Raw genomic sequence first — 13,736 nt, 5'->3', positions numbered from 1 at the left:
TCACGAGCAGCGAACGGGAAGGCCGGACGTTTCACGTGGAACACTGCAAAGCTCAAATCATGAGATTCCGGAATCCCGAGCCGCTCTGGCGTGACGTCGTCGGTCAAGAACTCCGCGCTCGTCGCCGTGGCCGCGGGGACACCCTGCACGACGTCGCTCGCCGTGCAGGGGTGTCGCCGCAGTACTTGTCGGAGATGGAACGGGGGCGGAAGGAGCCTTCGAGCGAGATGCTGGCAGCCGTGGCGGGCGCACTCGAGAGCTCGTTGCTGGACTTGACCGCATCGGCAGCAGAACAGCTTCGCGAGCGAGCACGTTCGGCAGGTACCGGTGGCGAACAAGTGCGGAGCGCGTTCGTTCTCGCAGCGTGACGCTTCGCCAGTCAGCGTCGAGTGATCACGTGGTCCACGAGCCCGTACTGCTGGGCCTGACGGGCCGTGAAGACGCGATCGTGATCCGTGTCGGCTCGGAGTCGGTCGACACTCTGGCCGCTGTGCTGGGTGAGTAAGTCCTCGATCTCGGCCCGGATCCGGACGACCTCGTCGGCCTGCAGGATGAGCTCGGGAATTGCCCCCTGTCCCTGAGCAGCGGGCTGGTGGAGCACCACCCGAGCGTGCGGCAGGGCCGATCGCTTTCCTTCGGCGCCCGCGGCGAGCAGGACGGCTCCGACACCGATTGCCTGTCCGACGCAGGTGGTCGCGACGGCGGGGCGGATGAACCGCATGGTGTCGTAGACGGCGAGCATGGCACTCGGGTCGCCGCCGTCGCAGTTGACGTAGAGCTGGACGTCCGAGTCCGGGTTGTCTGACTCGAGGAACAGGAGTTGCGCGATGAGGGCATTGGCGACGCCAGCATCGATCGCGGTACCGACGTAGATGATCCGCTCGGTGAGCAGGTGCGAGTAGACGTCCAGGACCCGGTCGCCGCGAGCATCCCGCGCGATGACGTTCGGGATCGTGTACGCGCTCAACGGTCTCCCTCCCCTGCCGCGGATCCGCCGAAGCCCGTCACCGTGGAGCGGGGCTGCTGGGGCCGGATCACCGAGAAGTCCTCGACGATCACGTCGACGAACCCGTAGTCGAGGGCTTCCTGCGCGGAGTACCAGTGGTCGTGCAGCGAGTCCTCGAAGATGCGGTCGACCGTCTGCCCGGTGTCCGCTGCGATGAGTCCCAGCACGGTGTCGCGGGTGTCACGGAGGTGGTCTGCCTGCAGCGCCACGTCCACCGCACTCCCCCCGATCCCCGCTGATCCTTGGTGCATCAGGATCCGGCTGTGTGGCAGTGCTCGCCGTTTGCCAGGAGTACCCGAGGACAGCAGGAACTGGCCCGCACTGCAGGCGATCCCGAACGCGAGCGTGCTGACGTCGTTGGGGATCACTCTCATGAGGTCCCGCAGTGCGAGCATCGCCGGGACCGAGCCTCCGGGCGAATGGATCCAGAGCGCGATGTCGTTCCAGGGGTCCGCCGTCGCGAGCTGTACCAGCTGCGTCATGAGGACGGTGCCGTTGTCGTCGTCGAGTGGGCCGTCGAGTACGAGCACGCGTTGGTCGAGAAGGGCACGCCGGTGCTCGGTCGTGAAGGCTGCGGGGGGTGGTGTATCGGTCATGCGTCCACCGTGCGCCGGCAGATGATCAGACGCATCCGATGCTGCTCAGAGCAGATCAGCTCTCAGCAGCGAAGCGCGGGTGTCGACGTTCCACGTGGAACATCGACGCTTGCGAACGCACGTGTTCCACGTGGAACACGGAACGTGGGAGCGTACGGATCAGGCGTGGTGGTCGCGGATCGCCTGTTCGGCGAGCTCTGCGTACGTCCACCCGAGATCGAAACCGGATGCGGAGAGTGCCTGCGGCAGCAGGGATGTCTCGGTCAGACCCGGGAGCACGTTGGCTTCGAGGAACCACGGCGTTCCGGCGCCGTCGATGATGAGGTCCACACGGGACAGGTGGCGGAGGCCGAGGGCTGCGTGTGCCGCAACGGCGGCGTCGGCTGCAGCGGTCGCGAACTTGTCAGACAGTCGAGCGGGCGTGTAGAACGTCGTCTCCCCCGCGTTGTACCGCGCCTCGAACCCGTAGATGCCGTTCCGCGGAACGATCTCGACGGCGGAGAGCGCCACCGGCCCGTCGCCCGTGTCGATGATGCCGACAGCGACCTCGGTACCGCGGATGAGCTGCTCGACCACAACGTCGTCGCAGTACGTGTAGGCCGTGACCATGGCACGCGGCAGGTCGTTGACGTCATCGACGAGTGTCACGCCCTGCGCGCTGCCGCCGCGTGCCGGCTTCACGGCGAGCGGGACCGGGTGCTCCCCCGCGATGGCCTTGAGCACCCCGACGGCGCCGAGTTCACGGAACACGTCGTGGGACAGCGTGACGGATCGAGGAGTGCGGACGCCTGCCCGCGCGACCAGCGCTGACGCCGTGGGCTTGTCCCATGCCAACCGGGCCGACGTGGAACGTGAGCCGACGAACGGGATGTCCACCGCCTCCAGGATGCCCCGCAGGGCCCCGTCTTCACCGGAGGCGCCGTGCAGAGCCGGCCACACGACATCCGGGCGGGACTCGGCGAGGGCCGGCAGCAGCAGCGCGTCGGCGTCGCGGAGGTCGACCTGCCAGCCGTACCCGGTCAGCGAGTCGGCGACTCGTCGCCCGGAGCGCAGGGAGACGTCACGTTCGTGTGAGATCCCTCCGGCGACGACGACGACGTGACGACGAGTGAGCTCAGCCATGGGGATCCTCCGGTGTGGAACGACGGTGCTGGTAGGCCACGCACCGCGGAAAAGCGCTGATCAGGAGATGTTCGGCGGCGGAGCGCTGACCGAGGACGTCTCGCGGACGACGCTGTTCGGCCGAGTCGTCGGGCCGAACGTCTCGATCAGCTCGAGTTCGTCGTTGACGACGTTGGCGAGCCGCTTCACGCCGACGCGGATCTGCTCGGGGGTCGGGTAGCAGAACGACAGACGGATGTGCCCGCCGCCACGGCCGTCCGCGTAGAAGGCCGTCCCCGGCGTGTAGGCGACGAGCTCCTTCACGGCGCGTGGCAGCATGCCCTTCGAGTCGAGGGACTCAGGGAGCGTCAGCCAGACGAAGAAGCCACCGTTCGGCTTCGTCCAGGACAGGTCCGGCAGGAACTCCCCCAGTGCGGACAGCATGGCGTCACGGCGCTCTGCGTAGATGCCCCGGAAGGTGTCGACCTGACCCTTCCAGTCCGCGGCGTCCAGGTAGGCGTTCACGACGTACTGCCCGAAGGAGTTCGGGGCGAGGACGGCGGACTCGTTGGCGAGCACGAGCTTCTCGCGGATCGCGTGCGGTGCGAGCGCCCAACCGACGCGGAAGCCGGGTGCGAGGGTCTTCGAGAAGGACCCCAGGTACACGACACCCTCTTCGTCGATGGAACGGATCGCCTGCGGTGCCGGCTCGTCGAACCAGAGGAGCCCGTACGGGTTGTCCTCGAGCACCAGGATGTTGTTGGACCGGCAGATGTCGAGCACCTCGATGCGGCGCTCCCGACTCATGGTGACGCCGGCGGGGTTGTGGAAGTTCGGGATCGTGTAGAGGAACTTGATCCGCTTCCCTTGCGTGCGCAGGTTCGCGATCGCCTCGCGCAGCGCCTCGGGCACCAGCCCGAGTTCGTCGGTCGTCACGTGGACGGTCTCGGCCTGGTACGACCGGAACACACCGATCGCACCGACGTAGGACGGGGACTCGGCGAGGACGACGTCGCCCGGATCGATGAACAGCCGCGTGACGAGGTCCAGCGCGTGCTGCGAACCCGTCGTCACGACGACGTCCTCGGCACTGGCACGGATGCCCTCGAGGCTCATGACGTCCACGATGTGCTCCCGGAGGGACCGCAGACCCTGTCCGCCGCCGTACTGCAGCGCCATGGCCGCGTGCTCGTTCATCACGCGGTCCAGGGAGCCCGTGACGAGCTCTCTCGGCAGCGCGGAGACGAACGGCATGCCGCCGGCCAGCGAGACCACCTCGGGGCGCGAGGCGACGGCGAACAGGGCTCGGACCTCGGAGGCGCTCAGCCCGGCGGTGCGCTGAGCGTAGGAGTCGTACCAGGGGTCGAGGCTGTTGCCGTTCGTCATACCGTGCTCCGATCAGTGAGACATTCCCGCCACACTACGACATCGACCCCGGAAACCCGGGCTCCGCGGCGGGGGCCGATCCGCAACGGGTGGCATGCGAACGCCCCGCCCGCGTCTGCTGAGCAGGACGAGGACGGGGCGTTCGGTGGTGCTGGTGCGACCTACGCGAGGAACTCGGCGAGGTCGGCCTCGAGCGCGGGCTTCGGCTTGGCGCCGATGACGGTCTTGACGACCTCGCCGCCCTTGAAGACCTTCATCGCCGGGATCGACGTGATCTGGTAGTTCATGGCCGACTGGGGGTTGTCGTCCACGTTGAGCTTCACGATCTCGATCTTGCCGGCGTGCTCTTCGGCGATCTGGTCGAGGATCGGCGAGACGGCGCGACACGGGCCGCACCACTCGGCCCAGAAGTCGACCAGGATCGTCTTGTCGGACTTGAGGACCTCGTCCGAGAAGGTGGCGTCGGTGACAGCCTTTGCGTTGGACATGGGTGTCCTTTCGTGAGAAGTCGGTACTGGGTGTGGAACCGCGGACGGGCCCCCGGCATTCCGGGGCCGTACGGGTCAGGCGGAGATGGTGACCGGCTCGACCGGGGTCTCGCCCGCAGCAGCGTCGGTCAGCGTGTCCTCGAGGTCGGCGAGGTACTTCTCGGCGTCGAGCGCGGCGACCGCACCGGAACCGGCGGCCGTGATGGCCTGGCGGTAGGTGTGGTCGAGCACGTCACCGGCGACGAAGACCCCGGGGACGCCGACGGCCTTGGACGTTCGGCCCTCGACGGCGATGGTGCCCTCGGGAGCGAGCTCGAGCTGACCGTGCACGAGGTGCACGCGGGGGTCGTTGCCGATCGCGATGAACAGGCCGTCGAGGGCGAGTTCGCTCTCGGTGCCGTCCACGGTGTCCTTGAGGGTCACGCCCGTCACAGCGGAGTCACCCTGGATGCCGATGACCTCCTTGTTCCACGCGAACTCGATCTTCGGGTCGTTGTGGGCACGGTCCTGCATGATCTTCGACGCACGGAGGGTGTCCTTGCGGTGGATCACGGTGACCTTGTCAGCGAAGCGGGTGAGGAACGTCGCTTCTTCCATCGCGGAGTCGCCACCGCCGACCACGGCGATGTTCTTCTGACGGAAGAAGAAGCCGTCGCAGGTCGCGCACCACGAGACACCGTGGCCCGAGAGGCGCTCCTCGTCGGCGATGCCGAGGTGGCGGTACGCCGAACCGGTCGCGTAGATGACCGCGAGGGCTTCGTAGGTCTCGCCGGAGCCGACGGTGACCTTCTTCACGTCGCCGGTGAGGTCGACGGAAACAGCGTCGTCGTACAGGACCTCAGCGCCGAACTTCTCGGCCTGCTCCTGCATCTTGATCATGAGGTCGGGTCCCTGGATCCCCTCGGGGAAGCCCGGGAAGTTCTCGACCTCGGTCGTCTTGGTGAGTTCCCCGCCCGTCTCGACGCTGGACGCGACGATGAGCGGCTTGAGCTCTGCGCGCGCGGCGTAGATGCCGGCGGTGAACCCGGCCGGACCGGAACCGATGATGATGAGCTGGCGCATGCCTGACTGCCCTTCCGTTGCGTGCTGACCGGGTCAACACATCGTACCGGCGCGGCATTCCGCGACGTCCGGGAAGCGTGCGGTCAGCGACCGAGCTTGCTCTTCACCATGCCGACGGCGTTCTTGATCTCGCCGTTCTTGGCGACGACGAGCGCCCCGAAGTACACGAGGACCATGACGGCGCCGGTCAGGACGATGGTGATGAGTGCCCCGGTGCGGTCGGACATCGCGAACCCGGCTGCGGAGAACGCCCCGAAGAAGTTCACGACCAACAGGCCGACCACGCCGGCGATCAGCGCCGCGATGACGAACTGCACGTGCGAGCGGGTCACGACCGGTCCCTCGATGCTGCCGAGCTTGCGGCGCACCAGGACGAGGGCGACGATCGTCTGCGCGGTCCCGGCGAGGGTCGTGCACGCGGCCACACCGATGCCGATCACGGAGGTCGGGAACGTCGACACCGCGAGGGCACCGATGACGAACAGGACGGACTGGATGCACTGCATCAGGAACGGGGTCCGGTGGTCGTGCATGGCCCAGAACACGCGCTGGATGATGAACAACATGCTGAACAGCACCAGGCCCGGCATGTAGGCGACCAGGACGGCGCCGACCTGCAGCGCGCTCTCGAACGTGCCCTCGTACAGCCGGCCGAACGGCACCGCGACGACGACCAGCGCCACCGACGCGAAGACCGTGAAGAGTCCGACGATGCGCAGGGACAGCGACAGGTTGCGACGGACCGATGCCAGGTCGCCGCGTGCAGCATCGTGGCTCATCCGGGTGAAGTACGCCGTCGCGATGGAGACCGTGATGATCGAGTGCGGCAGCATGAAGATGAGCCACGCGTTGCCGAGCACCGCGTTGCCGGGTCCGTCGCCCTGACCCTTCCACGCGACCGATGACTGCACGATGCCGGCGACCTGCGTCACCAGGATCATCGCGAAGAGCCATCCGGCAGCGGTGCCCGTGGACTTCAGGCCGACGCCGCGCCACCGGAAGTCCGGTCGGAACGACAGCCCTGCACGCTTCCAGAACAGCGGGAGGAACGCCGCCTGGGCGAACACACCGAGCGAGGCGCTGCCGGCGAGGAGCGCGATCTTCGCCGGCGTCCAGTCGTCGACGGCGCTGCCGCCGCTGCCGTAGAGGGCGATGAACACCACGAGCCCGGCGATGGCGATGACGTTGTTGAGCAGCGGCGCCCAGGTGAACGGTCCGAAGACCTGCTTGGCGTTGAGCACCTCCCCCAGCAGCGAGTACATCGCGTAGAAGAGGATCTGCGGCAGGCACCAGAACGCGAAGGCGACGGCGAGGTCGGTCGCAGCAGGACCCCTGGTGTCCGAGGACGTCGTGTACAGGCGGACCAGGAGCGGTGCCAGTGCGGTCGCGACGATCGTGATGACGATGAAGACCGACCCGCCGAGCGTCACGATCTTGTTGACGTAGGCCTGCCCGCCGTCGGTGCCGTTCTTCATGGCGCGGACGATCTGCGGGATGAGCACGGCCGACAGCAGGCCACCCGCGATGAGCGCGTAGATGTTGTTCGGCAGCTGGTTCGCGACGGCGAACGCGTTCGCAGAGGGACTCGCGTTCTGCCCGATGGCGTAGGCGAGCACGAAGGTCTTGGCGAAACCGAGGATCCGGCTCACCATCGTCCCCGCCGCGAGCATCGCACTCGCACGCCCCAGGTTGCGCTCGGCGACCGGTTCCGCGTCGACGTCGGGCTGGGGCTGGGTGGCGCTGATGGTCGGCTCCTCGGGGTCGCGGGCGTCCGCGACGCGGCTGGTACGGGCGTCGGACGGGAGGCCCGGTTCGGCCCCGGCACGGGCGATCGCGTCCTGCAGGCGGTCGCCACCAGGAGCCGCGACAGCGGCCGTGCCGGAGCCGGCCACGGCGAACGCGGTGGGTGCCTCGGCGCGGTGATCCGTGCCTCCCGGTCCGGCGACCGATCCCGCGGGCGAGGCGGGCGCGCCGGGCGCACCCGGCTGCACGGCGAGCGGGCGGTTGGGGTCGTCGTCGTCCTCGTCGTCGAGTTCGCCGTTGCGACGACGGATGCGCTTCCGGATGCTGCGGAAGATGCCGAAGCCGAAGATCGCGATCAGCGCGACCGCTGCGGCGGCGGTGATGACCGTCTCCCACTGCGCCTGGACGTTGAGCTCGACGGTGGCCGGCTGGGCGATCGCGACGCCGGTCGGGCTCGACAGGGACATGGTCAGCTCGACGTTGCCGTTCGCGACCGACTGCACGGGGACGGTCGCTCGGGTCGACGAGTCCGGTTGGATCTCGACGACGATGTCGTTGCGGACGACCCGGAGGGCGGAGTTCGACGGCTGGACGGCCAGGTGCACCGTCACCGGGTAGTCGGAGCTGTTGCGGATGGAGACCGGCAGCGAGGACCGGTCGCCGAGCAGGGTCAGGCTGCTCGAGTCGACGATCCCGACCTCGGTGGTCTGCTTCGCCCAGGCGGCCGTGCGGGCGTCGACGGCGGCCGTCAGCCCGTCGTTGTCCCCCCGCCACGCGTTCGACGCGATGGCGAGCAGCCGGAGGCGTGCGGGTGCGGTCAGTTCGGCGGGGGTGTCGAGGATCGTGGCGAACGCGGAGAGCCCCTGTTCACCCTGCACCAGGCGCTTGAGCTGTGCGATGCGGCCGGCCCCGGTGGACGCGCTGTTGAGCGTGAGTGACCCGGCGACGGCGTTCGACGCCGTGGAGAGGTCGGAGGGCGCCACCCAGGCGGTGCCCTCGAGGGCGTCGAGGGTCTGGCTGAGGCGTGCGGAGTCCGAGGGCCAGTCGCGACCGAGGGTCAGCAGGATCGGCCCCGTGGCGGTGCCGTCGCGCGCCGAAGTGGCGAGCGTCGCCGTGAGTTCGGACATCGCCGACGACCAGCTCTGGCGGTCCGGTGCGGTCGCGGCCTTACGCAGGAGGGACGACATCGACTGGTCGGACACCAGGACGTGGTCGTCACCGATCTTCTCCGACGCCGAGACCGTGGCGTTCGCGCCGGCGGAGGTGTTCCCGCTCGAGACGATGGTGGTGTCCTTGTCGGCCCGCTGCAGTGCCGTGAGGTCGGCCGCGGTCACGGTGCCCTCTGCCGGCCATGCGATGGAGTCCATCGAGTACGGGAAGTCCAGCAGCTGCTCGGTCGTCGGCAGCGTCTCCGTGGTCTCGCCCGAGCCGGCGTCGGTGGTGGCGTCGTCGCTCGGGGACGCGGTGCTGCTCGGGGTCGTCGTCTGGCCGGGCGTCGCGGTCGGGGTCGGTGCGGGAGTCTCGGCGCCGGGGAAGTTCTCGGTCTTCACGGACTGGTCGAGCGAGATCGGAGCGAGGATGCCATCGGACCCGGCCTGGCGCAGCCCGGTGACGTCGGCGTCGGCGTACGACAGCGCGAAGGTCTCGTTGCGCAGGGACTCGAGGCGCTGGAGCCATGCGGTCGCCGCGGACGGCGCGTTCTCGCCGAGGATCCGGATCGAGGCGATGATGCGGGGGTCGACCGCGACGGCGACGTTGTGGTCCTCGGCGGCGTCGAGCTGCTGCGTGAGGGTGCCGTCCACCGAGGTCGCGGCGGCCAGGACGGCCGCGCTGAGGATGCCGTCGGTGGACTTCGGGACCGTCACCGGCATCGCCACCGAGACGCTGACCGGCACCTGCTCGAAGTCCGGGTACCAGGTGATCGCGGAGCGGGCGACGGCGAAGGTCTCACCGGCCGTGTACTCGGCCGCGATGCGTCGCGCACCGAACGAGGAGTACCCGCCGAGTGCCACGTTGCCCGAGACGATCTCGACCGAGTCGATGGTGACCGATCGGTGCGCCGGGACCTCCGGGATGTCCACCGAGTCCATCGGGGCGCCGAGGTAACCGGTCGTGGTGGTGTCGGCAAGCCAGTCGGCGAGGACGTCCCGCGTGCTCACGGAACGGAAGATGTCGAACTCGGCGGTGCCGGCGGGCAGCGCGGTGTCGGTGTCGTTCGTGACGGTCACCGAAAGGGTGAGGTCTTGGTCGCGCTGCACGATCCCACGGTTGGCGGGGGCGACCGAGATCGTGGCCTTGCCCGCATCGGCAGCAGCCGGATCAGCGAGGTGGGTCTTGGCCGACGAGACCGTCGCAGCATCGGCGTGCGGGGCGCTGACGGGCGCGACGACCAGGCCGAGCGCGACGAGGGTCGACGCGGCTGCGGCGAGCGTGGTGCGGAGGATGTGCATACGGAAGCGGGCCACGGGGTCGGTTCGGGCCGAGCACGAGTGTATGAGGCGTGACCATGAACAGGTCCCGTGCGCGCGGGGTTGTGGAGAACTCGGGGCCTCGATCTGGGAGGATGAGCACCGTCATGCAGTCCGTTGCCCAGGCCGTCGAACGACTCGACGCACTCGCCACCACCGAGCCCGTCGACCTCCTCGCTCGGGCCTTCGCCGACGCCGGACACGAGCTGGCCCTGGTCGGCGGACCCGTGCGGGACGCCTTCCTCGGTCGCCCCGTCACCGATCTCGACTTCACGACGAGCGCCCGTCCGGACGACATCCTGCGCATCGTCGAACCGATCGCGAGCGCCACGTGGGACGTCGGCCGCCAGTTCGGCACCATCGCCGCGCGGGTCGGTGGCGAGCAGGTCGAGATCACCACCTACCGCAGCGACGTGTACGACGGCGAGACCCGCAAGCCCGAGGTCGCGTTCGGCGACACCATCGAGGACGATCTGCTCCGCCGCGACTTCACCGTCAACGCGATGGCGCTCCGGCTGCCGGCGCGCGAGCTCGTCGACGTGCACGGCGGTGTCGAGGACCTGCTGGCCGCCCGCCTCCGCACCCCGCAGGCCGCCGTGGTGTCGTTCCGCGACGACCCGCTCCGGATGATGCGGGCAGCGCGGTTCACCTCGCAGCTCGGGTTCACCGTCGACGACGACGTCCGCGCCGCGATGGAGGACCTCGTCGACTCCATCGACATCGTGTCCGCCGAGCGGGTGCGCGACGAGCTCGTCAAGCTGCTCAACACGAGCGACCCCGTGCCGGGCATCCGACTGCTCGTGGACACCGGCCTCGCCGAGCGGTTCCTTCCCGAACTGCCCGAGATGCGGCTCGAGATCGACGAGCACCACCACCACAAGGACGTCTACGAGCACTCCTTGACGGTGCTCGAACAGGCGATCGGGTACGAGGCCGAGCGGCACGCGGGCGAGGCCCCGGACACCGTGCTGCGGCTCGCGGCACTGCTGCACGACATCGGCAAGCCGGCCACGCGCAAGCTCGAGCCCGGCGGCGCCGTCAGCTTCCACCACCACGACCTGGTCGGCTCGAAGCTCGCGAAGAAGCGGCTCCGGGCCCTGCGCTTCGACAACGACACGATCGCCGCGGTGTCCCGCCTGATCGAGCTGCACCTGCGGTTCTTCGGGTACACCGAGGGCGCCTGGACCGACTCGGCCGTCCGCCGCTACGTCCGCGACGCCGGCCCGCAGCTCGAGCGGCTGCACGAGCTGACCCGCTCGGACGTCACCACCCGGAACCGGCGCAAGGCCGACCGGTTGGCGTTCGCGTACGACGACCTGGAGGACCGCATCAAGGTCCTCGCCGAGCAAGAGGAGCTGGAGTCGATCCGGCCCGACCTGACCGGCGACGACATCATGCGGATCCTCGACATCCCGCCGGGGCGCGCCGTGGGTGAGGCCTACCGTTTCCTGCTCGAGGCGCGGATGGACGACGGGCCGCTCGGGGCCGACGCAGCCGAGGCGCGCCTGCGCGACTGGTGGGCCGCGCGGGGCGCGACCGGCTCCTGAGGCGACGCCGGCGCACTGGACGCGACCGCCGGACGGACGCGACGGTTCTGCACAGACCGGTGGCGCGCCTCCAGGCCGTCGGGTAGTCTGTGCAGGTTGCCCGGCGCGTGTCTGCGCGCTGTGGCACATGCATCAACCCTCCTGCCCCGGGAACTGCCCGGGGCCGCTGAGACCAGAGGAGGTGGGTTCCGCATGCACCAGTACGAACTGATGGCGATCCTCGACCCCGAGATCGATGAGCGCACCGTCGCTCCCAGCCTGGACAAGTTCCTCGCTGTCATCCGCAACGACGGTGGCACCGTCGACAACGTGGACGTCTGGGGCCGTCGCCGGCTCGCTTACGAGATCGCCAAGAAGTCCGAGGGCATCTACGCCGTCGTCGACTTCACGTCCTCGCCCGAGGCCGCCAAGGAGCTCGACCGTCAGCTCGGTCTCTCCGAGGCCGTGCTCCGCACGAAGGTCCTCCGCGCCGAAGAGGGCATCGCGCAGGTCGCCGCCCAGAAGCAGCGCGACGAGGCACGCGCAGCCCGCAAGGCTGCCAACGCCTCCGCAACCGCGACCGCGAGCGCCGAGTAACCCGTGGCCGGCGAAACCGTCATCACGGTGGTGGGCAACCTCACCGCGGACCCCGAGCTGCGCTACACGCAGAACGGGCTCGCAGTGGCGAACTTCACCATCGCCTCCACGCCTCGCACGTTCGACCGTCAGGCGAACGAGTGGAAGGACGGCGACGCGCTGTTCCTCCGCGCGAGTGTGTGGCGGGAGTTCGCCGAGCACGTGGCGGGGTCGCTGACGAAGGGCTCGCGCGTCATCGCGCAGGGCCGTCTGCGTCAGCGTTCCTACCAGGACCGTGAGGGTCAGCAGCGCACGAGCATCGAGCTCGAGGTCGACGAGATCGGCCCGTCGCTCCGGTACGCGACCGCACAGATCACCCGCGCAGCGGGTGGCGGCGGCGGTCGTGGCCAGGTCGGCGGCGGCAACGGCGGCGGTCAGCAGGGCGGCGGCAACGGCGGCTGGAACAACAACGGTGGCGGCAACGCCTCCGCTGGTGGCCAGTCCGACGAGCCGTGGTCCCCGCAGGGTGGCCAGCAGGGCGGCGGCAACGCACAGTCGAACGACGTGTGGAGCACCCCCGGCGGCAACTTCGACGACGAGACCCCGTTCTGATCCTCCTGGTCCCGACGGACACACAACTCTTCTTCTAAGGACAAATCACTATGGCTGGAAAGAGCACCGGCGACCGCCGGAAGCCTCGCGGCAAGGGCGGCAAGAACGCCGCCCCCGCGAAGTCGATCAAGGTCGGCGTCATCGACTACAAGGACGTTGCGACCCTTCGCAAGTTCATCTCGGAGCGTGGAAAGATCCGCGCCCGTCGCATCACCGGCGTCTCCGTCCAGGAGCAGCGCCTCATCGCCCGTGCCGTGAAGAACGCCCGTGAGATGGCGCTCCTCCCCTACGCCGGCTCCGGCCGCTGATCGGAGGTCGACACATGTCGAAGCTCATCCTCACCCACGAGGTCTCCGGCCTCGGTTCCGCTGGTGACGTCGTCGACGTCAAGAACGGCTACGCCCGCAACTACCTCATCCCCCAGGGCTTCGCTGTCGCGTGGTCCAAGGGCGGCGAGAAGCAGGTCGAGTCGATCCGTGCCGCGCGCACCGCGCGTGAGCTCGCCACCATCGAAGAGGCACAGGACCTCAAGATGAAGCTCGAGAACGCGACCATCTCCCTGGCGGTCAAGGCCGGCAAGGACGGTCGTCTGTTCGGCTCCGTCCGTCCGGGCGACGTCGCTGACGCCGTCCAGGCGCAGGGCGTCGGCTCGCTCGACAAGCGCAAGGTCGAGGTCCCCGCGACCATCAAGACCGTTGGTGACCACGAGGCCACCGTGCGTCTGCGCGAGGACATCACTGCCGTGATCTCGCTCAAGGTCGTCGCTGCCAAGTAGCACTGACGTTCCGCTCCACGACGGGCGGGTCTCCTTCGGGAGGCCCGCCCGTCGTTGCGTTGGCGGGCTCGGCTTGGCTGGCTGGTTACCTCTCAGGCGCGGTCCGGCTTGCTGGGAACGAACCGAGAACACTTCCCACAGGAGGGGCTCTTGTCAAGTCGTTTTACACAGTGGAAACGTGTCAAATCGGAACCTTCAAGGCGTACTTGAACCCCACTTTTCCACACACGGTGTGAACGAGAAAACCCCTGGTCAAGCGGTCGAAAGTGTGTTCCCATGCCTCGCTTTCCACAGGTTCATCCACACTTCTCCACACAGCATCCCGGCGTGTTCCGCAGTTCGTCCACAGAGTTATCCACAGGTCCGTTTGTTGGGGATAACTCTGCGGCCGTAGCTT

The 13,736-nt window shown here is 68.6% G+C and carries 13 protein-coding genes; 6 read left to right on the top strand and 7 right to left on the bottom strand.

The window, feature by feature from the left end; all coding sequences use genetic code 11:
* Nucleotides 1–59: 59 nt before the first annotated feature.
* Nucleotides 60–368, top strand: a complete 309-nt coding sequence (locus ABH929_RS02165) for a helix-turn-helix domain-containing protein (protein WP_263089314.1) — start codon at nt 60–62, stop codon at nt 366–368.
* A gap of 11 nt (nt 369–379) precedes the next feature.
* Here ABH929_RS02165 and ABH929_RS02160 read toward each other — a convergent pair whose 3' ends face one another.
* The 7 genes from ABH929_RS02160 to ABH929_RS02130 all read right to left on the bottom strand — a co-directional run bounded on the left by ABH929_RS02160 (nt 380) and on the right by ABH929_RS02130 (nt 9,847).
* Complete coding sequence (locus tag ABH929_RS02160) at nt 380–967, bottom strand: ClpP family protease (RefSeq protein WP_263054950.1); 588 nt, start codon at nt 965–967, stop codon at nt 380–382.
* Nucleotides 964–1,602, bottom strand: a complete 639-nt coding sequence (locus ABH929_RS02155; protein ID WP_404559976.1) for a ClpP family protease — start codon at nt 1,600–1,602, stop codon at nt 964–966. Before ABH929_RS02155 ends, ABH929_RS02160 begins: the two co-directional genes overlap by 4 nt.
* 159 nt (nt 1,603–1,761) lie before the next feature.
* Nucleotides 1,762–2,724, bottom strand: coding sequence for a D-alanine--D-alanine ligase (locus ABH929_RS02150; RefSeq protein ID WP_263054952.1), 963 nt, complete (start codon nt 2,722–2,724; stop codon nt 1,762–1,764).
* Between the two features lie 60 nt (nt 2,725–2,784).
* A complete protein-coding gene (locus ABH929_RS02145; RefSeq protein WP_123339332.1) occupies nt 2,785–4,089 on the bottom strand; it encodes a PLP-dependent aminotransferase family protein in 1,305 nt (434 codons plus the stop codon).
* Nucleotides 4,090–4,250: 161 nt separating this feature from the next.
* Entirely contained in the window at nt 4,251–4,577 is a 327-nt protein-coding gene (gene trxA, locus ABH929_RS02140) for a thioredoxin (protein ID WP_017887828.1), read from the bottom strand.
* Nucleotides 4,578–4,652: 75 nt separating this feature from the next.
* Complete coding sequence (trxB, locus tag ABH929_RS02135) at nt 4,653–5,639, bottom strand: thioredoxin-disulfide reductase (protein ID WP_111083668.1); 987 nt, start codon at nt 5,637–5,639, stop codon at nt 4,653–4,655.
* A gap of 83 nt (nt 5,640–5,722) precedes the next feature.
* Nucleotides 5,723–9,847: a DUF6049 family protein gene (locus ABH929_RS02130; protein WP_404559975.1), complete on the bottom strand. Its 4,125-nt coding sequence runs from the start codon at nt 9,845–9,847 to the stop codon at nt 5,723–5,725.
* A gap of 110 nt (nt 9,848–9,957) precedes the next feature.
* Here ABH929_RS02130 and ABH929_RS02125 point away from each other — a divergent pair, with 110 nt between their 5' ends.
* The 5 genes from ABH929_RS02125 (at nt 9,958) to rplI (ending at nt 13,339) form a co-directional block, all read left to right on the top strand.
* The gene (locus ABH929_RS02125) at nt 9,958–11,397 is read left to right on the top strand and encodes a CCA tRNA nucleotidyltransferase (protein ID WP_263055260.1); all 1,440 of its coding nucleotides are present in this window, start codon (nt 9,958–9,960) and stop codon (nt 11,395–11,397) included.
* Nucleotides 11,398–11,589: 192 nt separating this feature from the next.
* A complete protein-coding gene (gene rpsF / locus ABH929_RS02120) occupies nt 11,590–11,973 on the top strand; it encodes a 30S ribosomal protein S6 (RefSeq protein WP_111083667.1) in 384 nt (127 codons plus the stop codon).
* A gap of 3 nt (nt 11,974–11,976) precedes the next feature.
* Nucleotides 11,977–12,564 (top strand): single-stranded DNA-binding protein, encoded by a 588-nt coding sequence (locus ABH929_RS02115; RefSeq protein ID WP_123311310.1) that lies wholly within the window; start codon nt 11,977–11,979, stop codon nt 12,562–12,564.
* A gap of 50 nt (nt 12,565–12,614) precedes the next feature.
* Complete coding sequence (gene rpsR, locus ABH929_RS02110) at nt 12,615–12,872, top strand: 30S ribosomal protein S18 (RefSeq protein ID WP_017887834.1); 258 nt, start codon at nt 12,615–12,617, stop codon at nt 12,870–12,872.
* 14 nt (nt 12,873–12,886) lie between these two features.
* Nucleotides 12,887–13,339, top strand: a complete 453-nt coding sequence (gene rplI / locus ABH929_RS02105) for a 50S ribosomal protein L9 (protein WP_111083665.1) — start codon at nt 12,887–12,889, stop codon at nt 13,337–13,339.
* Nucleotides 13,340–13,736: the final 397 nt, after the last annotated feature.

The organism is Curtobacterium sp. AB7, assembly GCF_044909335.1.
In the GTDB taxonomy this organism is placed as follows: domain Bacteria; phylum Actinomycetota; class Actinomycetes; order Actinomycetales; family Microbacteriaceae; genus Curtobacterium.
Note: the sequence above shows the minus strand (reverse complement) of the source record. Positions and strands in the feature narration are given on the sequence as shown.

Excerpts from the sequence above, each read along its gene's own strand:
- ABH929_RS02155 (WP_404559976.1), bottom strand. The coding sequence starts at position 1,602 with ATGACCGATACACCACCCCCCGCAGCCTTCACGACCGAGCACCGGCGT.
- rpsR (WP_017887834.1), top strand. The coding sequence starts at position 12,615 with ATGGCTGGAAAGAGCACCGGCGACCGCCGGAAGCCTCGCGGCAAGGGC.
- ABH929_RS02125 (WP_263055260.1), top strand. The coding sequence starts at position 9,958 with ATGCAGTCCGTTGCCCAGGCCGTCGAACGACTCGACGCACTCGCCACC.
- trxA (WP_017887828.1), bottom strand. The coding sequence starts at position 4,577 with ATGTCCAACGCAAAGGCTGTCACCGACGCCACCTTCTCGGACGAGGTC.
- ABH929_RS02145 (WP_123339332.1), bottom strand. The coding sequence starts at position 4,089 with ATGACGAACGGCAACAGCCTCGACCCCTGGTACGACTCCTACGCTCAG.
- ABH929_RS02165 (WP_263089314.1), top strand. The coding sequence starts at position 60 with ATGAGATTCCGGAATCCCGAGCCGCTCTGGCGTGACGTCGTCGGTCAA.
- trxB (WP_111083668.1), bottom strand. The coding sequence starts at position 5,639 with ATGCGCCAGCTCATCATCATCGGTTCCGGTCCGGCCGGGTTCACCGCC.
- rpsF (WP_111083667.1), top strand. The coding sequence starts at position 11,590 with ATGCACCAGTACGAACTGATGGCGATCCTCGACCCCGAGATCGATGAG.
- rplI (WP_111083665.1), top strand. The coding sequence starts at position 12,887 with ATGTCGAAGCTCATCCTCACCCACGAGGTCTCCGGCCTCGGTTCCGCT.
- ABH929_RS02150 (WP_263054952.1), bottom strand. The coding sequence starts at position 2,724 with ATGGCTGAGCTCACTCGTCGTCACGTCGTCGTCGTCGCCGGAGGGATC.